General features: G+C 55.6%; 18 protein-coding genes. 2 read left to right on the top strand and 16 right to left on the bottom strand.

Going from position 1 to position 20328, the window contains the following annotated elements; translation table 11 throughout:
* Window positions 1–80 precede the first annotated feature (80 nt).
* From H8K04_04075 to H8K04_04030, 10 genes are all read right to left on the bottom strand, one after another.
* Window positions 81–791, bottom strand: coding sequence for a hypothetical protein (locus H8K04_04075; protein UVT16739.1), 711 nt, complete (start codon window positions 789–791; stop codon window positions 81–83).
* Window positions 792–990: 199 nt separating this feature from the next.
* Entirely contained in the window at window positions 991–2244 is a 1254-nt protein-coding gene (locus tag H8K04_04070; protein ID UVT16738.1) for a hypothetical protein, read from the bottom strand.
* A gap of 14 nt (window positions 2245–2258) precedes the next feature.
* Complete coding sequence (gene tatA, locus H8K04_04065; GenBank protein ID UVT16737.1) at window positions 2259–2534, bottom strand: twin-arginine translocase TatA/TatE family subunit; 276 nt, start codon at window positions 2532–2534, stop codon at window positions 2259–2261.
* Window positions 2535–2559: 25 nt separating this feature from the next.
* Window positions 2560–3357 carry a tetratricopeptide repeat protein gene (locus H8K04_04060; GenBank protein ID UVT16736.1) on the bottom strand — a complete coding sequence of 266 codons (798 nt, stop codon included), beginning with the start codon at window positions 3355–3357 and terminating at the stop codon, window positions 2560–2562.
* A gap of 20 nt (window positions 3358–3377) precedes the next feature.
* Window positions 3378–4502, bottom strand: coding sequence for a hypothetical protein (locus H8K04_04055; GenBank protein UVT16735.1), 1125 nt, complete (start codon window positions 4500–4502; stop codon window positions 3378–3380).
* Between the two features lie 47 nt (window positions 4503–4549).
* Window positions 4550–6328 carry a radical SAM protein gene (locus H8K04_04050; GenBank protein ID UVT16734.1) on the bottom strand — a complete coding sequence of 593 codons (1779 nt, stop codon included), beginning with the start codon at window positions 6326–6328 and terminating at the stop codon, window positions 4550–4552.
* A 236-nt stretch (window positions 6329–6564) separates the two neighbouring features.
* Window positions 6565–7485, bottom strand: a complete 921-nt coding sequence (locus tag H8K04_04045) for a nitrite oxidoreductase, gamma subunit (protein UVT17860.1) — start codon at window positions 7483–7485, stop codon at window positions 6565–6567.
* A gap of 96 nt (window positions 7486–7581) precedes the next feature.
* Entirely contained in the window at window positions 7582–8553 is a 972-nt protein-coding gene (locus tag H8K04_04040) for a molecular chaperone TorD family protein (GenBank protein ID UVT16733.1), read from the bottom strand.
* A 157-nt stretch (window positions 8554–8710) separates the two neighbouring features.
* The gene (locus H8K04_04035; protein ID UVT16732.1) at window positions 8711–9313 is read right to left on the bottom strand and encodes a 4Fe-4S binding protein; all 603 of its coding nucleotides are present in this window, start codon (window positions 9311–9313) and stop codon (window positions 8711–8713) included.
* Window positions 9314–9393: 80 nt separating this feature from the next.
* Entirely contained in the window at window positions 9394–10392 is a 999-nt protein-coding gene (locus H8K04_04030; protein ID UVT16731.1) for a hypothetical protein, read from the bottom strand.
* 161 nt (window positions 10393–10553) lie between these two features.
* Here H8K04_04030 and H8K04_04025 point away from each other — a divergent pair, with 161 nt between their 5' ends.
* Complete coding sequence (locus tag H8K04_04025; protein ID UVT16730.1) at window positions 10554–11633, top strand: WD40 repeat domain-containing protein; 1080 nt, start codon at window positions 10554–10556, stop codon at window positions 11631–11633.
* An 18-nt stretch (window positions 11634–11651) separates the two neighbouring features.
* Here the strand turns inward: H8K04_04025 and H8K04_04020 are convergent, their stop codons facing one another.
* Complete coding sequence (locus H8K04_04020) at window positions 11652–12413, bottom strand: SIMPL domain-containing protein (GenBank protein UVT16729.1); 762 nt, start codon at window positions 12411–12413, stop codon at window positions 11652–11654.
* Between the two features lie 175 nt (window positions 12414–12588).
* Here H8K04_04020 and H8K04_04015 point away from each other — a divergent pair, with 175 nt between their 5' ends.
* Window positions 12589–13146, top strand: a complete 558-nt coding sequence (locus H8K04_04015) for a thioredoxin family protein (protein UVT17859.1) — start codon at window positions 12589–12591, stop codon at window positions 13144–13146.
* Window positions 13147–13671: 525 nt separating this feature from the next.
* Here H8K04_04015 and H8K04_04010 read toward each other — a convergent pair.
* The 5 genes from H8K04_04010 to H8K04_03990 all read right to left on the bottom strand — a co-directional run bounded on the left by H8K04_04010 (window position 13672) and on the right by H8K04_03990 (window position 20301).
* Entirely contained in the window at window positions 13672–13992 is a 321-nt protein-coding gene (locus H8K04_04010) for a PilZ domain-containing protein (GenBank protein UVT16728.1), read from the bottom strand.
* 120 nt (window positions 13993–14112) lie between these two features.
* On the bottom strand, window positions 14113–15081 hold the full coding sequence (locus tag H8K04_04005; protein UVT17858.1) for an aldo/keto reductase: 969 nt from the start codon (window positions 15079–15081) through the stop codon (window positions 14113–14115).
* 81 nt (window positions 15082–15162) lie between these two features.
* Window positions 15163–15570 (bottom strand): hypothetical protein, encoded by a 408-nt coding sequence (locus H8K04_04000; GenBank protein UVT16727.1) that lies wholly within the window; start codon window positions 15568–15570, stop codon window positions 15163–15165.
* Window positions 15571–15679: 109 nt separating this feature from the next.
* Complete coding sequence (locus H8K04_03995; protein ID UVT16726.1) at window positions 15680–17125, bottom strand: sigma-54-dependent Fis family transcriptional regulator; 1446 nt, start codon at window positions 17123–17125, stop codon at window positions 15680–15682.
* On the bottom strand, window positions 17122–20301 hold the full coding sequence (locus H8K04_03990; protein ID UVT16725.1) for a PAS domain S-box protein: 3180 nt from the start codon (window positions 20299–20301) through the stop codon (window positions 17122–17124). The genes H8K04_03995 and H8K04_03990 overlap by 4 nt, the downstream gene beginning before the upstream one ends.
* Window positions 20302–20328 lie beyond the last annotated feature (27 nt).

The following is a 20328-nucleotide window of genomic DNA, read 5'->3' as shown; positions in this document are numbered from 1 at the left end:
CACCACCTCACAGCTCAGCTCCGTGAAGAACTCACTCGGACAAGAGAGACCGACCGAAGGCGAATCTGCTCGCTGCTCTGTTACAGGTGCGCGACAGGATCGATGCTGAGCTGAAACCACGGGGCCACGGCCTTCTGACCGTTGCGTTCCTTGTTTTCTCCGTTCCACACGGCAAATGACACGGTCTGGACACGTCCGGGAACGAGCTTGGCTTCGTTCTCTTGCTCCTCGCTGATCAGGGGACGCCGCATTACGACATGCCAGACACCGTCTTTCCACAGTGCTTGCCCCTGTACTCGCCCTTGTTTATCTTTTGTCGTCAACGTGCTGAATCCCCCGCCGATCAGATCTTCAACCGAAGAAACACGTCGCGGAATGACCTCGAATGTCCGAACGCCGCCCTCCTTTTTCTCCGGGGCCCGGGCCGCCCGCCGATCGATATCGCTTTGCCAGTCCGCTTTCCAGTGCCAGATATTGATGTAGTGGTCCAGCTGCCCCATGCAGAAAAAGGCCGGTGCATCACCGAGCGGAAGACCGATCGCGACTCCATCCCTGAACGTACCGGGAGTCAGACGATCATTCTTCGTATTGTCTTGCCATTCAAGCAGAAAGGCGATGTCGATCCCATTGTGTACGGACCTCACGGTCAATGCATGGACGGTCGGCTCCGGCCACACCGGCCTGGTAATGACCTGCCCACTGAGGGGAATCGTGGTCGGCGAGACCCTTTGCCACGCCGCATCATCAGCGGCGTTCGGAAGGTCACCTTGCATCAGCTGGGACCTGATCATCAGCCCCTCCGAACTGACGAGCGGAATCCCGAAACCGCCGAGTAGACTGGCTAGGACAACAAGGCCTGACAGAAATCCAAGAAGGTGAGAGCGGGAACCGCCGATGTATGTCATTCGCACCCGTACCGTACTCCGAGGGAGCCGAAGTCAGAATACCACAAAACCAGTGCGGGACAAACGTGACGGCGAAGGATGAGGATTATGTGATCTTCAGACGGCGGATCTTGTTTTCTCCGCGTTCGCAAATATAGAGGTGACCCTGCGAGTCCAACGCCACACCGACGGGAGAATTCACCACGGCATCGATCCCGAGTAGACCGTCGCCGTGCTTCAACATCCCAGCCGATTCCTTGGCGACAAATCGAGCGGCACCGCAGCCGCCGATATTCTTGTCTTCATACCCACTGTCCCCGTTCCCCGCCACCGTCGTCATGATACCGGTCTTCGCATCCACCCTGCGGACCCGATGGTTCATGGTATCGGAGATATAGAGATTGTCATCGCGATCGAAGATCACGGCTTCTGGAGCGTGCAGCATCGCTCTGACGGCCGGTTTGTCATCACCGTCATACCCGTACCGGCAGACACCCGCGACTGTCGAAATAATTCCCGTCTGCGAGTCGATCCTTCTGACACGATTGCTCCCCTTATCGACGATATGCACGTTGCCCTGACCGTCGACTGCAATGCCGACGACGTCGTAAAGGCGCGCGTCCATCGCGGACTTTCCATCATCCAGGTACATCGACATGTCCAGCCCATCGGAGCAGACCGGCATGAGCCAGCCCTGATCATCACTGAAATCGATTCCGATCGCATCACCGGACAAGACGACTAGATTTCTTGCCACCAACGGCTGCTCCCGTGCATCGTCTTCCGCTGTCCACGTTCCTGCAATCGTCGTCACCATTCCCGTCTTCGAGTCATACCGCCGGATTTTATGGGCTTGGGTATCAGCGATGTATAAGACATCGTCCTTATCGAACGCGATCGCAGCCGGCCAGGTTAGATTGACCTCCAGCGCAGCGCCATCTCCGTTAAAACCATGCTGACCGGTACCGACCACCGTCGTGATGATGCCCGTTTCATGATCAATCCTTCGAATCCGATTGCTTCCCGAATCGCAGATATACAAATTATTATGGGAATCAAACGCGACCGCCAACGGCAGGTAGAGCCCCGCCTCTCCACAGAGACCTTCATCGCCGCTGTAGCATGTTTCCCCGATGCCCGCGAAATTGTGAAGGGTGCCTTCCTGCAGATGAATCCGCCTGACGCGATCGGAGCCTGATTCCGCAAAGTACAGCCACTGCTCATGCTTGTCGAGGGCGACGTGATGAGGGAGGGGAATTCCGGCTTTCACCGCACGTTTGCCGTCACCCGTGCTGCGGGCTTTCCCGTTTCCGGCAAACGTCTCGATGTAGCCAGCGGCCAAGCCCAGTTCGGTATCCATACGCGTGTCGTCTGCTAGGAGCGTGGAGCCGGCTGTACCGTAGCCCCACTGGGCTGATTCAATGCGGCATTCTGGGTAGGAGCCGCGTTTATCGCGTTGGGTGCCGTCGCCTGTTGCGCCGCCGTCTGAGCGTCAGCCTCGATCTGGTCCGCCTCATGGACGGACTTCTTGAATCCCTTGATCGCTTTGCCGAGCCCTTCGCCCAATTGCGGTAATTTCCCCGCGCCGAAGATAATCAACACGATCATGAGGATGAGGATCAGCTCGGTGAACCCTAGACTCCCAAACATAGTGCCCCCCTTCCCTAAAAGTGAATCAGGACCGTGGATTGTCCTTTGTCTTCTTGGCAAACCGATCTTTCAACCGTTTTCGAGTCTCTTCCGCCTGCTCAAAGAGCTTGCATTTGTCATAGACGCTGATGAGATTGTAGTACGCGAGCGGCTCATCCGGATTGTGCTCGACCGCGCTCTCCATGACCCGGATCGCCAAATCGGTCTTCTTATGATTCAGGGCGATTTCCATCAGCTTGAAGCTTGACTCCAAATGTTTGGGGTCCAGCTCCAACGTGCGAAGATAACACTGAATCCCCATGTCGATCGTGTTGTAATCGGACACTTGGGGGTTATCCAACTCGATATAGACCCCCGCGAGATTATACCAAGCAATCGGGTCCTCCGGGGTCATCTCGACCAGACGCTCGTAATAGTTCTTCGCTTCCATGTACTTCTTGTTGTCCGCGTAGAGCCGCCCGAGGTTGAACAGCGCCAGGACGTCATGTGGGAAGACCTCCAGGGCATGCCGAAATTCCGCCTCGGCCTCATCGGTCATGTTCTTGGTCGCGTAGATCGTTCCGAGGTTCGCATAGTACATAGCCAGCGAACGATTCATCTCTGTGCGAAGGGATTCGGCCATCTCAATCGCTTTTTTGACTTCCGCCAAGGCGTCATCGAGCCGCCCTTTACTGAAGTACAATTCGCCGAGTCGGCAGCGAGCCTGAAAGTCGTCAGGTTCGCTCGCCAATAACGTTTCGATCGCAGCGATTTCTTCGTCCGGCGACATGGGCTGATCAGTGGCGGCCTCTGTCTGCGGTGATATTGGTGCAGGCGTTTCCATAGTAAGTTTTCGCTCCGGGCTTATGCTCGCCCTGTAATAAGGCCGTCTGTTGCCGGCATCACAGGACCGGCGGTCGTCGATACCGCTTCTGTTGCAGATGACTTTGCTCGATCAAGGGCAAGTAACATGACTCCGAGAACGACCATCAACGTAAGATTTGAGAACAGTAAGGCATAGCCGGCGATGAACATCAAACCAATTCCATAGCCCGCGAGCCGACCGGTCATTACCAACTTGATGACCGTGTAGGACCAACAGAGTAGTCCTCCGACATACACAACAAACGGGAGGTAGAAGGTATAGCCCATCCCGAATTGAAAGATCCAGCCGATGCCCTGTGAGGCCTGGCGAAACGCCGATGCGAACGCCGGACTATAAAGATCCAAGAGATAGTCGGCCACGATGAGCGCTGTGAAGATGATGCCCGTCGTCGACCAAAACCAAATGGCCCGGTTCCGCTGCCGTCGATTCGTTGTTCGCAGCGACAAACTTTTACTACTGCCATAGGCGACAAAAACGAGATAGCTGGCCAGCACCATCAGCGCCTCACCTGCCCGATGGGATTCGTAGACCAAGGGAGGCGCCGCCAAGGTTCCCGCCAGACTGTAGGCGGTCGAAATAATCTGATAATACAGCCACCCGGAGACACCCAAATAGTATGTGGCCGCCAGAATCCGATGTGCCGGCTCACGATGAGTGATCACATACTCCGACACGAACAACGTGAGCACCAGGAGTGTCAAGCCGTTGTAGATGACGGCGCCCAGCATTCCCGGCTGCACGACCAGAAACAGGACGGTCAAGAACAGCAAGAGTGCTACTCCCGCGATCCCCATCTTGACAAGCTTGCTTGTATCACGCCCTCCCCATCGATTGACCATCGTCAACGTGAGCGCCAAAAACAACAACACCGCGACGATATTGAGCAACCACGTGCCCACCTCAGTCAATGCGGTGAATGTGGGTGTGATCCACGGATGATCCGCCGCCATCTTGCTCAAATGCATCCCAAGCCGCGAGACCAGACGATACAGAACCAGCTCAAGGAAGGAGGTCAGGAGTACAAGTTTGACGGTATACTCGAACAGCGGACCAAAGTCCGATACTCTTCCCGTTATTCGCTCACTCAAGGTTGCCGTCTTCATGACCATCCCGCAGGAACCGTCATTATAGCTGCCGTAAAAAAATAGGGTCAACGTGCAGCCAGCGGTGCCTGTTCAGCCCCTTCTTTAGCTCTTGAGATATAGAGCAGCCCGTCCGCCATCGCATAGTTGAATGGAAGCTCGCACACGACTTCGCTGATCCTTTCATAGACATACTGATACAACCGCTCCGCTTCGTCGGGAGTCATGCCCTCTTGCACTTCGTAGAAAAATCCAAGGCTCAAATCTTCCGCCGACGGCCGCATGATTCGTCGAATGCCGTATCCACCGGGGTCGCTCATGATAGGAGCTTCCTTTTCCAAATCAAACAGGCAGGGCTGACACGAAAACCCGTATGATCCATGGAGTTTCTTATTCTCGACGACAAAGTTCATGGTTTCGAGCGCTTCTTCTTCTTTTTCCGTGGGGAATCCGACGATGATATAGCAATGCACGGCGATCCCGAGATCCACACAGTCATCGGCGACACGCCGCACCCATTCTTGCTTGATGCCCTTCTTCATGAAATCCATGATTCGCTGGTTGAAAGATTCCAATCCGAAGACGATTTTCAGGCATCCGGCATCCCGCATCGACGCCAACAGCTCGCGGGAGAGATTTTTCTCAAACCGCATCTCGCACGTCCATTTGATGTCGAGCTGCTTGTCAATCATCTGTTGGCAGAGCCGTTTCGTCGGTGCCAGCGCAAAGCATTCATCGGTGAAAAAGAAATGCCGGGCGCCATAGCGCTGCTTCAGCCATTGTAGTTCCTCGATCGTACGTCCCGGATCCTTCTGTCTGAAGTTCTGGTGGTCGAGCGTCAGCGCGCAGAACGCGCAATCCTTGTAATAACAGCCCCGCGAAAACTGGACCGGCAGCACCGGCTCCGGCGACAAATAGCGATCCAGCGGGAATCCGTCATAATTCGGCGCGGGGAGCTGATTGACGTTTTCAGAATAGAACGGTTGGTTCACCGTAATCTTCCCATTGTGCCGATAGATGAGGTTGGGAACTTTGCTGTAATCTTTCTTGCCGGCCAGCTGATTCACCAATTCCAGCAAAGCCGTTTCGCCCTCGAACACCACGATATCGTCGGTCAATTCGAAGAGACTGGGGCAGCGGCGAATGTTGTCCACGAGACGGGTGAAGATGCTGCCACCGATCGTCAGGTGAAGATCCGGATCGGCCTCCTTGATCAAGCGGCACAGAGTCAGACCGGGGATGATCTGGGAGGTGGCGGTAATCGAAACTCCGATGAGATCCGGGCGGCTCTTGATGATCGACGGAATGAATCGCTCGCGAAAGAGACTGATATAGGGATTCTGCGCTTCGTCACGAACGACCCTCATCAGATCTTTCGAAGAATAGATGGAGTAATTCCCAAATTGATTATCCACAACCGTGAGCCGGGTCGGGAAATATACCGAGGAGACGAGCTCCAACCACTTATCGATCATGAACAGGCTGGCTCGATAGGCATCAGGGTCGTAGAACCCTTCGCTGCGCAATGTCTCTTTCGCCAGCTCGATACGGTCCACGAGATACGAGAACCGGTCGAGCGAGTCGGTCACTTTCACGTAATGCTCCCGACTGCCTGCCCCTGTCTCTCCCGTCTGATTCCTTTCCAGCTCACGCTGCTTAGCAATCAAACGCTGATAGACCTCCTCCGCATAGTTTCTGGTCAAAACCATGTCCAACAGCTCGATCCCCAGGTCACGCTGTGAGACATCCGAAATCCCACCCTGGCGCAAAAATCCCGTGAGAGACGGCAGGCTGAGATACGGCTGAGAGGGATGCCACGTCGGAGGGAAAAGCAGGGAGACTTTCATGGCGTATGTTGGTCCTTTTATGCTTGAAAATCAGTAGCTTCGACAGCTCGTTCTCTTATACCCTCCGCGCTTTGTGAAATGCAATCCTACACCTCGGACGACAGATAAGTCCGGAAATGGCACTCAACAAAAAGCCTCGAACCAGCTCCCCTATTACTCGAGAAACTGATCCGAGGCCTCTGTTCAACTCTGTGACATGTCGGGCATTGGCGCGGCTCGCCAACCGCCCCACATCGCTACAGCTTCAACGTAAACCAAGTGGAAAGCGACTTCATGCCGTTTCGCTCGATATTGGCGCCGTCCCACACGGCAAAAGCAATCGGCACCGAGGCCCCGGCTTTAAACTGGATATCGTTCGCATCGCCGTTTTCCAATGTCCGTTTGACGACCACACGCCATGTCGGACCGGTATAGCCTCCGCCCTTAACGGATCCTGACGGTTCCCACACACCATTGCCGATCACATCCTGATGAGCTTGTGTCGTCAAAGTGCTGAAGCCGTTCGCGTTGAGATCTTCGACTGAACTCACGCGCAGCGTTGGGTCCGACATGATATTTCCCGACCAGATGCCGGAATTGAATGGCCCGAGGCTCCGGCCGATGCGATCTGGATAGGTGACACCACCGGCAGGCTCTTCAAAGTAATAATCCCAGAAAATGCCCGGATACTGGTCGTCCACATCCCAAATTCCCGCACTGTCCTTCCCGATGTCCTTCTGCCATTCGGCATTCCAGCGCCAGATATTGGTTGTTCCACCAGACTGCCCCATGCACTGGAACGGCGGAGCACCGGCAGTGTTCACGGGAAACATCACCGCGACCTGGTCCCGGAAATCCTGCGGGCCAATCGCTGTGTCATTCTTCGTCTGATCAACCCACTCTAAACGCAGCCCAACCTCTTTGCCGTTGGTCATGGCTTTGACGAATACCGACTTCACCGAAATATTCGGGTGCATCGGCGTCGTGATCAGCTGACCGCTCAACGGAACAATGACGCCCGGAACACTTTCCCACACGGGGTTAGCGCCGTCCATCGGGATTGGGCCCTTGACCGTCTTAGCCGGTATGGTGACCGGTTGACTGACGGCCAGTGGTACTCGCCCCAACGTCAGCATGAATCCGACGGTGAGGGCGGAGAGAAGAATGGCAAACACCAATTTCTTGTTGGTCGTCTGCGCTACTCTCATAGTGCTACTCCCTCCTCTCAATGATTGTAAACAATGCGTCCACTGAAATCGCTGCTATCGATTCGCTTATGCGGTACCCGAAGGTCCCTCTTCTTCGTTACTCTTGTCTTTTTCTTTCACGTCCATGAACGATTGCGCTCCGACTTCGTTCAGCAACATAGTCAATTCGTTCCCCTGATCTTGTGCACCACATTCATACGTCTGGCCCTCAGGAGAGCTGAACGTCGCCGGACGATAATCGGTTTCCGTATAAGGTTGAGGGGTGACGCCTAAAAACGCCGTCTCAAATTCCATCCAATCGGCGGTCATATCGGCCACCAATTTGAAGAGGCCGGAGTCCGCTTTTTTCGTCAGCATGCGGCAGAACAGCGGGACCCATCGGCCGATATGATTCTTGACAAACTTCTTCTGCGCATCGACCACAATCTGCGTCTTCTCGATCACGTCGTGGCAGCGCGAATATGACTCTTTATAGGCAAGGAAGTGCATGAACTCGAATTCAACGCTGAGGTGGTCCAGTCGCTCATGAATATCCTTGGACAATTCGACTCCGAAGGCCTTGTAAAACCCTGAAATATCCCCCATCACATGGGATTGCGCAAACACGTGGTCATTTCCAAAGAGGGTTTCGTAGGGAGGGCAATCGAGGGTAATCACATTGCTGAACACTCGGCGATGCTCCGATTGGAGATCGCTCAGCTGCCAATTGACACATTCGGAAGCGATCAGGCTCTCCACCCGCGCCAACTGCTTCTTGAGCAAGCCCAACTTTCCCTTGGCTCGTTCGCTGCTCTCGGAACCAAGGGCAGCCTCTAAGGCATCGAGGGCGGTCCGACCATCATCCACAAACTCCCCGCACCTGAGATAATCGAGAAATTCCTCATCCTCCGGATACAGGAGACTCCAGGAGATCAGCAAATAGATTTTGCTGCGGTTCAGCGCACGCTCGACAGCTGGGGAATCCTTGATGGTGGACGGGGTCGACAGTGTGGCGGTTGCAGATGCAGATACCTCTTGCATCGGCTGTTGACTAGTCATAGTGATCGTCTCCTAGCCGCCCTGTTGGCCCGACCGAAAAAGGTGACGCAACAGAGCCATGTATGTATATGAAATGAGCCGTACGAAGTCAAGGGTGAATTGGTTCGATGTTGTGAATTGGAATATCCTCCAGAATGATCTCGCCGAAAGGACGTCATTATGAATCAGTCCTTGCCAGATGCCTCGATGGCACCACACGGATTGCCACATGGTCGTTGACGGTCTTGCAGACCATCTCACACATTCCGCACCCGACACAGGCCTCCTGGACCACGGCCAGATGCAATGATTGAAAATCCATTACCAGGGCGTCTGTCGGACACTTTGATACACACGCGTGGCATCCCTGACCGGCCGTGCAGAGCCGATGTGACACCGCAGCGATTCCCATGTGAACGTGGTTGATTCCCTCGACCGGCAAGAGCGCGTCTGCTCGACAGGCTGCGATGCAGGGAAAGTCCTCGCACAGAAGGCAGGGTGACTGATCGGCGAACAGCACCGGGGTACCGTCTTGGGGATGGGCAACGATCGCGCCGGGGGGGCAGGCCATGACACAATCATTGCACTTCGTACAGCGCTCCAGGAAAAGCTGTTCTGCCACGGCGCCGGGGGGACGCAGCCAATCAATACGAACCGGCGATGGGACCGACTCCGCAGGGAGGCCATCGGACTGTTTGACAAGTTCGTGCGCGGCTCTGACAGTCGAAAAGACCGAATCCTTCAAGAAATCTCGCCGGCCGTATGATGGGTCAGCAGCCATCGGATTACCTGGTTTCGAGTTTCGTGTTGCGAGCCGCATTTGAGAGCCCGTAACCCGTAACCTGAAACCTCGATCGAAAGTTACATCACCCCGTCGGCGCGCAACTTATACACCTCAACACAGCGATCACAGGCCCCGAATTCCACGTCCCATCCTGGGTGATTCTCGCGGATAAAGTCGAGCACGTACGGCTCCAATTTCGTCTGCATATCCTCCACCCAGGAATACGTAGGAAACCGGCACAACGGGCATGGAAACCCGGGCATGAGCATGATCTTATTTTCCGTCTCCGGAACCTCGCCGCCCTCCACATCCACGGCTCGATCCATCACACGAAGTGTGTCGGCAGCCATTTCGATCAGCTCCGAGTGCGTGAAGTACGAAGTCTGCCAAAGCCCCTCGAATACCGCTTTCAATTGAGGAGGTGGAATTTTTCGGTACCAGGACCGGAATTCCTTGAATCGATCCTCCTTGCTCAGCATGGGCTCCTTGCCCGCTGCAACCAATCGACTATCCACGCTCAAACTCCAAAGGATACGATAGCGCTGCAAGATCAGCGTCTCTTCGCCGGGGTTCTGTCCGATCTTGGTATCCGGATCGTAACCGAACAGCGGATCGATCATGTCGGAGATGTGCATCAACTCGTGGCGGCAATAGCGGGTCAGCGCCGGATCGTAAAATCGGCGGGGAATCAACTTGATCCCCACACCTTTCATTCCTTTCTCCTCAAACTCTTTGGCCAGGTCTTTTTCGACCGACCCCCACTTCCGGAGAATGTCCACGCCTTCCTGATCTTCTTTCAACACACCTTTGACGAGGACGATCCCTACCTTCTGCTTCAACAGCGGATACTCGTTGAACGAATCGCGGACGATATCCGAAAACCCCCAGATGCCGAAGAGATACTGATACAACTTTTTGAACTCCGCTTCCCGGTCTTCGAGAATAAACTTCTCGTAAATCGGGTCGGCATGCTCATGGAACTCCTTGTAGTACGTAGGATCGCCCTCACGTTCCGTCTTCTCAACGAACGAGTCGATCACTTCCTGAAGTAAGGCCGGCTGGAATCTGATTTCCATGGGAGAACCCTTCAGCAGCTTGAGGGAATCACCGTCGGCTTGACTTGGCCGCGAGGCATCTCTTACGATTCAAATGACCGAGAGAATTATACTGGCCGGGCTGTTGGCCAATCAAGGACCAGGCGGCCAAGAAAAGAAGATTGCCGATGTTGGAGCCGACGATGACCTCTTCGCTTGTGAACGCTTCCTCTGAGACGGCGGCCGCATCAGTGCCTGCCGTCGATTTCGTCGAATACTGGACGACCGATTGCCGGGAAGTGAAAACGTTCCGCGGCCATTCGCATGGAGTCTGGGCCGTCGCCTTTTCACCCGATGGATCAACACTCGCCAGCGGCGGCGCCGAACGCCTCGTGCGCATGTGGGATATCGAAACCGGCCGGCTGCTGCGATCCCTTCGGGGCCACACCCACGACATTCGCGCCATCGTCTTTACCCCGGACGGGCAGCTCCTCGCCACCGGTAGTGAAGACCGTACCATCCGGTTATGGAACGGCAAGACCGGCGAGCCGACCAAGCTGCTGTTCACACGTTACGATCATAATGTCTGCAGCCTCTCACTCTCGCCGGACGGCCTCATGCTCGCGCGCGGGAGCCATAACAAAGACATCAAGATTTGGGAAGTGACCACCGGCACCGAGCTGATGACATTGCTCGGGAAGGATGAGTACGACCACCACTGGTCGGTCTGCGTGGCGTTTTCACCGGACGGCATTCATCTCGCCAGCGGAACCGATATCGGGAAGATCAAGGTGTGGGAAGTGCTCCCGAGCGGCGAGGAAAAGATTCTCCATAACGCCCATTGGCGGAGAGACGAGTTAGATTCCACCGAGACCCGCGGTTACTTTGTCGAGGACGACGGCGGATTCCAAAAGCCGATGGACTACTGGATCGGTGCCATGATCTTTACCCCGGACGCAAAACTTTTGATCACCGGCAGCCGAGACACCACCATCAAGCTGTTCGAGATGCCGAACGTGGTCGAGAAAAAATCCCTCACCGGCCACAAAGGCTGGGTCCGGAATCTCGCGGTGTCGCCGGATGGAAAAGTCTTGGTGAGCGCCAGCGACGATCAGACGATCAAGTTTTGGGATTTGGCCACCGGCCGGAATTTCCGCACCGTGAAAGGCCACAGCGGTGGAGTCCGGGGTCTGGCTTTTTCCCCCGACGGCAAACGCCTCGCCACCGGCTCATGGGACCGCACGGTGAAGCTGTGGGAAGGGGGACCGGCGGCGGCGGAATAAAGATCCCCGTCGCCGTGCTCAGTTCGGAGCGATTTCGTAGACCAGCGTCACCGACGCCTCGACCTTCAGTTCGCCTGCCGAGATCGGCACATTACCTGCGTGAGTTTCGAGAGCCATGCGTGCCACGTGAGCCGCAGGCCTGACGACATGGCCACCCTCGCTCACCGACAAGACCCGTACGAGTTTCAGTTGTAACGCCTCGCTCAGGACTGCTGCTTTTTCACGCGCCTTGGCAGCCGCCTGTTTCAATGCGCTGAGCCGTGCCGGTTGTTCGTCATGCAATCCCCAATGTAACCCCTGAAAGCTGTTTGCGCCGGCCTTCAAGACTTCCTCGATGATCGTACCGGCTTTGTCGAGGACTCGGATTTCCACCGTCACCATGTTGCTGACGATGTAGCCGACAATTTCCGGGATAGCAGGGGGCGCTGGGGCAGGACGGGTGGACGGCGGTCGATACTGTGGTGTGACCGTAAATGACGAGGTTTGAATCCGCTCCTTCTCGATCTGCAAACCCCGCAACTGGTCCATGACTTTGCTCATGACGGCGGCGTTCCGGCGTTGGGCCTCGGCAAGCGATTTACCTGGAGTCTCCAGGCCGAACGTGACGAACGCTGTATCCGGAGCAAGTGCCAGCATCCCGGTTTCACTGACCGTCAAGGATGGTATCTCCGGCTTCGGTTCATCATAATAGGCCTGCACCACAACCGGAAATCCAAGCAGTACCAGTAGCCCTATAACGACCATGCGGTACCCCCCTTCTTTTCTCGTCTGTCTACCCACAACCATCCTCTCCTCGCCCGCCGTACTTAGCCGACCATAGGAAGCTTATCCTCCACGTCATCCATGGCGCAAGAAACCTTCCAGTCGCTGGGCACTTGACGCTATTACAGACAATGCGGCATCTTCTCCTCTACAACTTTTGGGAAGGACGACCATCGTGGCAATACCATCCGTCATGCTCCCCTTGGGAACAGTTGCGCCACCGTTTTCCCTACATGATGTGGTGAAGGGACAGCTCTATTCGCTCGACACATTTGCCGAGAGGACCGCGCTCCTGATCATGTTTATCTGCAGACATTGTCCATACGTGGTGCATATCGAGCAGGAAATCGCAAGGATTGGGCGAGACTATCTGGAGACAGGCTTGGGCATTCTGGCCATCAGCAGCAACGACGCAGTCGGATATCCCGATGATGCACCGGCAAAACTCAAAGAAATGGCCCAACGGTTGAACCTTACATTTCCATTCTGCCATGACGAGACTCAAGAGGTCGCAAAAGCCTATCAAGCCGCCTGCACGCCGGACTTCTATCTCTTCAATCATGACCGAAGGTTGGTATATCGCGGCCAACTCGACGACAGCCGTCCTGGAAACAACCGACCTGTCACAGGACGCGACTTACGAAACGCGATCGAGGCAGTTCTGGCAGGCAAACCGGTCGATGGCGCGCAACGGGCCAGTATCGGCTGCAGCATCAAATGGAAGCACGGCAACGCGCCCTCATACGCCTGACCAGAAACCTCCTCAGCAATTGTCTTATAGTTGTACACTGCCCCTAGTTATCCTCCTAATAGGGGTTTCGTGAGTCTGCGATATTAACACCTCAAAATTTACTCCCCACCTTCTGTGGATAACCTTGTGAACAAGTCATCTTCCGGGGAAAAGATGGCACGATTGACGCGTTTATTTATCAAACTGCCTATTTTTTAGGCGTCTGCATCATCTCTATCGAACCACAACTAATAGTATTCAGCAGCATATTTCTGAATGCTTTCACGCATTTCCTAGCAATCTCTTCCCTCCGTCGAAGCACCACGCCTACGTAGTCGTGCTCAATAGAATCGTTCGGATCGCTATCCACAGGATCAAGATTTTTCTGGGGATTGCGGTTCTCTGCATTAGGAGCGTGGTTTCGTATCTGTCAAGGACTTGGGGCAAGAAAGAAGGCTCCACTGGCTGGAAAAAAGATCTAGGGTAACTAGAGCCAAATGGCATTCCACAAACGCGGTCGTAAGCGTTCATCAACGGAATAGCGAGTCATTGAAGCTCCTGTCTTAGCCGTTCAAGCAGCTGATTCAATCGCTCTTGATGAGGTTGATCTACGGTGATGAAACCCAAGCCGACCCCCCGTCCTCGGTTCCACCGCACCGCCGCTCGCGCGACGAGGATCGGCGTCGTGTCTCCGGGAACGTCGAGTCGGAGTGAGACCTGCATACCCGAATAAACCTGCCCGTCGACCTCAATGAGGCAGCCGCCTTTTGAAAGATTCATCACTGTGCCGACCCATTCTTCTCGACGAGGGCCTGAAAGAATACTATGAAGACAGACCGGAAACCGCTGCTGGCGACGGAGATCCATGCATGTTTCTCCTTAATGATCTTAGAGTATCCTTGTACAGGATACCCTATGGCATCCACACTCACAAGCGACTCAGCCGGCGAGAGTAGAGAAATTGGCAGGAGCCGGAAAATGGACAGACTACCAGGCGTAAGATTCCGGCGCGGGTCCACCAGGGCCAGGAAAGAGCTCATCCAGCTGTTTTAAGGCCTCGCTGTCGAGGGTAAGGCTCAATGCCCGCATAGCTCCCTCCAGCTGGTCCATCGTGCGAGGTCCGATAATCGGCGACGTCACCGCTTGTTGGTGCAACAGCCAGGCTAGTGCAACATCCGCCGGTCGTTCACCCATCCGGGCGCACAGCGCCTGATAGGCTTCAAGTTTCGGACGCACCTTGGCCACCTCTTGTTGTAAGTCCGCCTCTGCTCGACGGCCGGTATTGACGGATTCTGGAACACCGGCCAAGAGTCCACGTCCCAGCGGACTCCACGGGATTAGGCCGATACCATAGGCTTCGCAGGCGGGGATCACTTCCAGTTCGATCATACGTTGCGTCAGGTTATACAGACTCTGCTCCGACACCAACCCCAGGAAGTTGCGGCCACGCGCGGATTCCTGAGCCTGGGCCAAATGCCAACCGGCAAAGTTGCTGCTGCCCACATACACGACTTTTCCTTCCCGCACCAACTGCTCCATCGCTTGCCAGATTTCCTCCCATGGGGTGTCCCGATCGACATGATGCATCTGATACACATCGATCCAGTCAGTCTTCAACCGTCGAAGGCTGTCCTCACACGCTCGTTTGATGTGGACGGCCGACAAGCGCGACTGATTCGGCCACTCGCCCATACGGCCATACACTTTAGTGGCCAGCACGACCTTGTCTCGACGGCCACCCTGTGCAAACCAACGGCCGATGATCTGCTCTGTCCAGCCTTCGCCGAGTTTCCAGCCGTACACGTTCGCCGTATCGAAAAAGTTGATGCCGAGTTCCAAGGCCCGATCCATCAGGGCATAACTATCCGGCTCGGCTGTCTGCGGTCCAAAATTCATCGTGCCGAGACAGAGCCGACTGACTTTCACTCCTGACCGACCCAGATGCTTATATTTCAGGGCGAGCGGCCTTTCTATCTGGAAACGACCCTGGGTAAGGATCTAGAGAGAGACACTCCTCTATTGAAACAGCCATCAAGCCTAGTACCCCCGTCCCGTACTACCGCCACGCCCCATTCGGTCCAGCGGAAGCGCCTCGTAGCGTACTTTGAGGTCCGGATGCTCGTTTAGATAGTGCTTGACCGCTGCATCATCTGCAAATACTTCAGGGCTGCGTTTGCGATAGTCGTCGAGTGTCAGATCGTGTTTTGCGAGGAGAGTGGTCAGCTTGGTATTGATATCCACCCCGATCTGTCGCATTTGTTCTTGTGACGGTCGCTGCCCCTCACCATAACCCGCTCCACTCTTGAAATAGTCCGTCATCATCTCGCCGATTTCAATCCGCGCCTTGACGAACTTTTCCACCTCGGCGGGTTCAGCTGCATAGGCAACTCCCGCGCACAACACGATGCCCACTGAAACAGTGATAGCACGCTGCCATAACTTCATGGTCTAGATCCCTCCACCAAGTAGGTTACATACGCACAGCCAACCGCCACATCGTTCTTTCCTGATCATATGCCAGTTTAGACTCCGGCCCATGCGAGGAGAAAGGGGGTTAGCTGCCCTCTTCGCCGTCGCTATGAGCGGAGGGGATGCCGTAGCGTTTACACTTTTCCCAGAGAGCTTTTCTGGACAATCCCAAGATTCTCGATGCGGTCGTACGACTCCCCTCGACACGCTCCAACACGGAGACGATGTATTCTTTTTCAAAGCCTTCTCGCGCCGCGGCAAGCGAGGTCAGGGCCGTACCCTTTTTCTTTTTTCCCCCGGTCAATCCTTCGCCGCAGAAGCCACAGGATTCCTGTGGAACACCCCCCAGGTACGGGCAGGACTGAAACCCGCAGAGATCTGCTGGTTGGACCGTCGTCCGGTCGCGTCCGAGGGCCACGGCCCGTTCGACCATGTTTTCCAACTCCCGCACGTTTCCCGGGTACGAATAGCGAAGCAACAATTCACGAGCTTGTTGGGAAAACCCGCGCAGCTGTTTGTTGAGTCTCTGCGCACATGTTTCCAGAACATGCTCGGCGATCACCATAATATCTTCCTGCCGTTGCCGGAGCGGGGGAACGACGATCGGGACGACATTGAGCCGGTAAAAGAGGTCCTCACGAAATCGCCCAAGAGCCACTTCTTTGCGCAGGTCTTTTTGTGTGGCACACACGAGCCGCACATCCGATTCGATCGGCTCATTGCTCCCGACGCGTTCAAAGGTGCGCTCCTGCAGGACGCGCAAGAGTTTCACTTGCACCACCGTCGAAATTTCCCCGATTTCATCGAGAAAGAGGGTGCCCCGGTTGGCCATTTCGAACCGTCCCCGACGCTGACGCAGCGCACCCGTAAACGCCCCTTTTTCGTGGCCGAAGAGTTCCGCTTCCAGCAGCGTTTCAGGCAACGCGGCACAGCTGACTTTGATCAGCGGGTACCCGTTCCGTGCGCTGTTTTGGTGCAGCGCGTTGGCGACGAGTTCCTTGCCCGTTCCGCTTTCCCCGACGATCAAGACAGTCGAGTCGGTCTCAGCCACCAGCTTGATCTTGTCCAATACCGCGCGCATCTGACTGTTCGCCCCTAAAATGCCGTTGAAACAAAACTTGTCCTCGAGTTGGTGCTTGAGGTCCTGATTTTCCCGACGCAATGCAATCACGCCGCTGACTCGTTCGACGATCAGCAGCAATTCGTCCATCTGAAACGGTTTCGTGATGTAATCAAACGCGCCCAGTTTCATGGCACCGACGGCTGTTTCCACGGAGCCATGCGCGGTGATCACCAGCACCTCCGTCCGGGCCTCTTTGTCTTTGGCCGCTTTGAGCACCGTTAATCCATCGGCACCCGGCAACCGGAGATCAGTGATGACCAAATCAAAAGTCTTCTCCCGAATCGCTTCGATCCCTTCCGAGCCGGAAGATGCCGCCCGAACCTCACAGCCTACGGCCTCCAATGCATCGGTCATCGAGAGGCGCATCAAGGGCTCATCGTCGACCAGCAAAATGCTCAAGCCTTTCATGCCTCCTTCTCCGCCAAGGACCGCTCTCGCGACACGGGCAGGCACAACGTGAATGTCGTGCCTTTCCCGACTTCGCTCTCAACCAAGATTTTCCCACCATGACGCTCCACAATGCCAAGATTGACCGAGAGACCAAGTCCCGTCCCTTCTCCCTCACCTTTCGTCGTAAAGAAGGGATCAAAGACACGTGGGAGGACTGACGCCGGAATCCCCGATCCTGTGTCCTGCACGTCCACACGGCAAACCCCCTCGACCACGGATGTCCGGATCGTCAGAACTCCCCCATTTTTCATGGCTTGCACCGCGTTCAAGATCAAATTCATCAAGACCTGCTCAATCATGTGCCGATCGACCATCACGTTGGGCAAGCCATGACCCGGGAAGGTTTCCAATCGAATCTGGTTGGGGGCGAAGAGATGGGTGGTCAGCGCCAGCACCTGCTCAACGATGCGATTGATATCGGCAGGGCTATATTCGGGTTCGTGCTGCTGTGAGAAATCGAGCAACTGGCGAACGATCTTCTGCACACGCCGGACACCATGCTCCATAGACGCCCAGTATTCTTCTTGACGTGCCGGTGACGGAGTGCCTTTTCGGAGGTTGTAGAGACAGTTGAGAATTCCGCCGAGAGGATTGTTGATTTCATGAGCCACACCCGCCGCGAGCTTCCCGATAGAGGCCAGTTTTTCCGCATTCCGAATCTGTCGCTCCAGCTTTTTGGTCTCCGTCATGTCGCGCGCGATGCCGAGCACTCCAAGGATCTCGCCGTCGGCCCCTTGCAGAGGAGAGACGCTGACCATGACGGCACGGGCTTCGCCCAGCCGGGTGACGACCTCGACCTCATAGACCTGCTTGGCACCGATATCCAACGTATTCTTGAGCCGACGCCCCCGATGGCGCCGCGACAGGAGGGAGAGATACGGGCGGCCGATTAGATCATCTTTGCGATACCCCCAGGCATTGACCTTGCTGTTGACATAGGTGAACTGCTGATCCAGATCGAGCGTATAGATAACGTCATTGGCATTCTCGAGCAGATTCTCCAAATACTGCTTTGTGTCTTCAATTTCTCTGGTACGCTCTCTGACTTTCAGTTCGAGGTCTTCGCGGTACGACTGAAGCTGGCGCTCGAGCTTTTTCCGATCGGTAATATCTCGGAGCTGCACCATCACAAGCCCTTGTTCGGTCCCACCTACCCGAATCAAGTCCATTTCCACCGGAATCTCATGCCGATCGGCGTGGTACACAGTGATTTCCTGGGTAGCGACCTGCCGCTGTTCGGTGCTCACATCGCATAACCAGTCATTGAAAGGCAGATGATAGGCGTCCAGCACGATGTCGAGAATGTTTTTCCCGATGATCTCCGACTCGCCATAGCCCAGTACTTGCGCTTCCCGCTCATTCACGGCGACAACCGACCCCGTGGCACTCACCATAAACACTGAATCAGCCACGAAATCGAATAAAGCCTTGTACCGTGCCTGAGATACCGTCAGCTGCCGTGTACGCTCGGAAACCGCCTGTTCCAATCCGACCGTGTACCGCTGCAGCTCTTGTTCCAACCTGCGCCGTTCGGTGACGTCTCGCACGAAGGCACGGGAGTGGACCAGCCCGCCTCGCGCTTGATCGAAGAGCGCGGTCGCATGAATTTCCACATCGATCGGCCGACTATCCTTAGCCAACAAAACCGTTTCCAACGAACTCTGCCCCTGCGAGACGAGCCGCTCGAGATAATGCAACACCTGCGATTCTCGTCCGCTGGGCACTAACTCCCATAGTTTCATACCCATCATTTCGTCGTGTGTATACCCCAGTTTATCGAGCCCGGTTTTATTGACGTGAACCAGCCGACCGCCTCGATCCAGTTGACAGATCATCTCCGGCGCATGTTCGATCAGATCGCGATACTTCTCCTCCAACTGTCGGACCTCGGTCATGCGCTGCTCCAGCTGCCCGAACGAACGTTGGAGATTGTGCGCCATCTGATTGAAGGCCTGGGCAAGTCCTTCGATTTCATCGCCGGTCTTCAGCTCCAATCGCTGCTCCAAGCGCCCACTCCCGATCTGCTGCACTCCCTCCTGCAACAATCGAATCGGCCTTGCGATTCGGCGGGCAACGACGACCCCAATTCCTCCAAGCCCGATCAGCACCACTGCGCCGAGCGACAAGACCTTGGCCATCAACTCACCCAGCGGGGCAAACGTTTCCCCTGGATCCTGACGCACGACCGTGCTCCAATGTTTCCCGCCGAGACTACCGATTGCGAGCTGATCGGCAAATCGCACCGGCGCAAACCCGATGAGGGCATTCTTGCTGCCATGCGAATCATCGGCAGCCACGGCCCATCCTGGTTTCGTCGCGCTCAGCGCGTTGATGAATTCCGCGTCGACGAAGTGGGCCTCAGGCCCGAGCACAGGACAAATGACGACGCCCCCGTCTGAAGCCAACAGCATGGCATGACCCGTCGCACCGAACGACGCTTCGGCAATGGACTGAAACAATGTGTCGCGCCGAAGCAGGATGGCCACGGTTCCGATCACAGACCGGCGTTGATCATCAAAGATCGGCGCTGCGACGACGACCACGTGCGTGCCAAAGGCGGGATCAAAGGCGATTTCGCTCACGTAGGGCTGCTGGCTGCCGCCCTTCACCACCGCCTGCCACCAGGCTGTCTTGGCATAAGAGTATTCAACTTGGGGAATAGAACTGACGACCAACGCGCCTTGTCCGTCGGCAACCAAAATGCCGACATAGTCAGACTTTCGAATCTCGTGCCATCGGATCAAGTAATTGGTCACAATTCGGTTGACGAAGAGCGGAAACTCGCTTCGCTTGTCACGCTGTCCCCACCGCTGTTGCCAATCCTTGATGATCTCCGAAATACTCTGAGCATCTTTGCCCTCGTACGTCCGGTTGGCTTCCGAGACGGCGGTACGAAGGAAGGGCGTGGTCGCGAGCTGCTGGGCTTCGTTCATGCCCCGGGTGACGTGCATTTCGATCCGACGGGCGGCTTCGACAGCCACTTCCTTGAAATTCGTCCCCGTCGACTCGCGCAAGGCACGCCGTTCTTCTACATAGATCAGGGCCAGCAGGAGGGTAAGCGGCAGGAGACCGACCATCACAATCGCTGCGATGATCTTCTGCTGGAGACTGTGAGACCGGCTCCAGAGTGCCATGATTACACCACGGAGAGATAGGAGCGA

It is taken from the genome of Nitrospira sp. (assembly GCA_024760525.1).
Classification (GTDB): domain Bacteria; phylum Nitrospirota; class Nitrospiria; order Nitrospirales; family Nitrospiraceae; genus Nitrospira_D.
This window is presented reverse-complemented; position numbering and strand designations above follow the sequence as displayed.

Excerpts from the sequence above, each read along its gene's own strand:
- H8K04_03995 (UVT16726.1), bottom strand. The coding sequence starts at position 17,125 with ATGAAAGGCTTGAGCATTTTGCTGGTCGACGATGAGCCCTTGATGCGC.
- H8K04_04070 (UVT16738.1), bottom strand. The coding sequence starts at position 2,244 with ATGGATACCGAACTGGGCTTGGCCGCTGGCTACATCGAGACGTTTGCC.
- H8K04_04060 (UVT16736.1), bottom strand. The coding sequence starts at position 3,357 with ATGGAAACGCCTGCACCAATATCACCGCAGACAGAGGCCGCCACTGAT.
- H8K04_04075 (UVT16739.1), bottom strand. The coding sequence starts at position 791 with ATGATCAGGTCCCAGCTGATGCAAGGTGACCTTCCGAACGCCGCTGAT.
- H8K04_04030 (UVT16731.1), bottom strand. The coding sequence starts at position 10,392 with ATGGAAATCAGATTCCAGCCGGCCTTACTTCAGGAAGTGATCGACTCG.
- H8K04_04040 (UVT16733.1), bottom strand. The coding sequence starts at position 8,553 with ATGACTAGTCAACAGCCGATGCAAGAGGTATCTGCATCTGCAACCGCC.
- H8K04_03990 (UVT16725.1), bottom strand. The coding sequence starts at position 20,301 with ATGGCACTCTGGAGCCGGTCTCACAGTCTCCAGCAGAAGATCATCGCA.
- H8K04_04035 (UVT16732.1), bottom strand. The coding sequence starts at position 9,313 with ATGGCTGCTGACCCATCATACGGCCGGCGAGATTTCTTGAAGGATTCG.
- H8K04_04050 (UVT16734.1), bottom strand. The coding sequence starts at position 6,328 with ATGAAAGTCTCCCTGCTTTTCCCTCCGACGTGGCATCCCTCTCAGCCG.
- H8K04_04015 (UVT17859.1), top strand. The coding sequence starts at position 12,589 with ATGCTCCCCTTGGGAACAGTTGCGCCACCGTTTTCCCTACATGATGTG.
- tatA (UVT16737.1), bottom strand. The coding sequence starts at position 2,534 with ATGTTTGGGAGTCTAGGGTTCACCGAGCTGATCCTCATCCTCATGATC.
- H8K04_04010 (UVT16728.1), bottom strand. The coding sequence starts at position 13,992 with ATGGATCTCCGTCGCCAGCAGCGGTTTCCGGTCTGTCTTCATAGTATT.
- H8K04_04055 (UVT16735.1), bottom strand. The coding sequence starts at position 4,502 with ATGAAGACGGCAACCTTGAGTGAGCGAATAACGGGAAGAGTATCGGAC.
- H8K04_04000 (UVT16727.1), bottom strand. The coding sequence starts at position 15,570 with ATGAAGTTATGGCAGCGTGCTATCACTGTTTCAGTGGGCATCGTGTTG.
- H8K04_04025 (UVT16730.1), top strand. The coding sequence starts at position 10,554 with ATGACCTCTTCGCTTGTGAACGCTTCCTCTGAGACGGCGGCCGCATCA.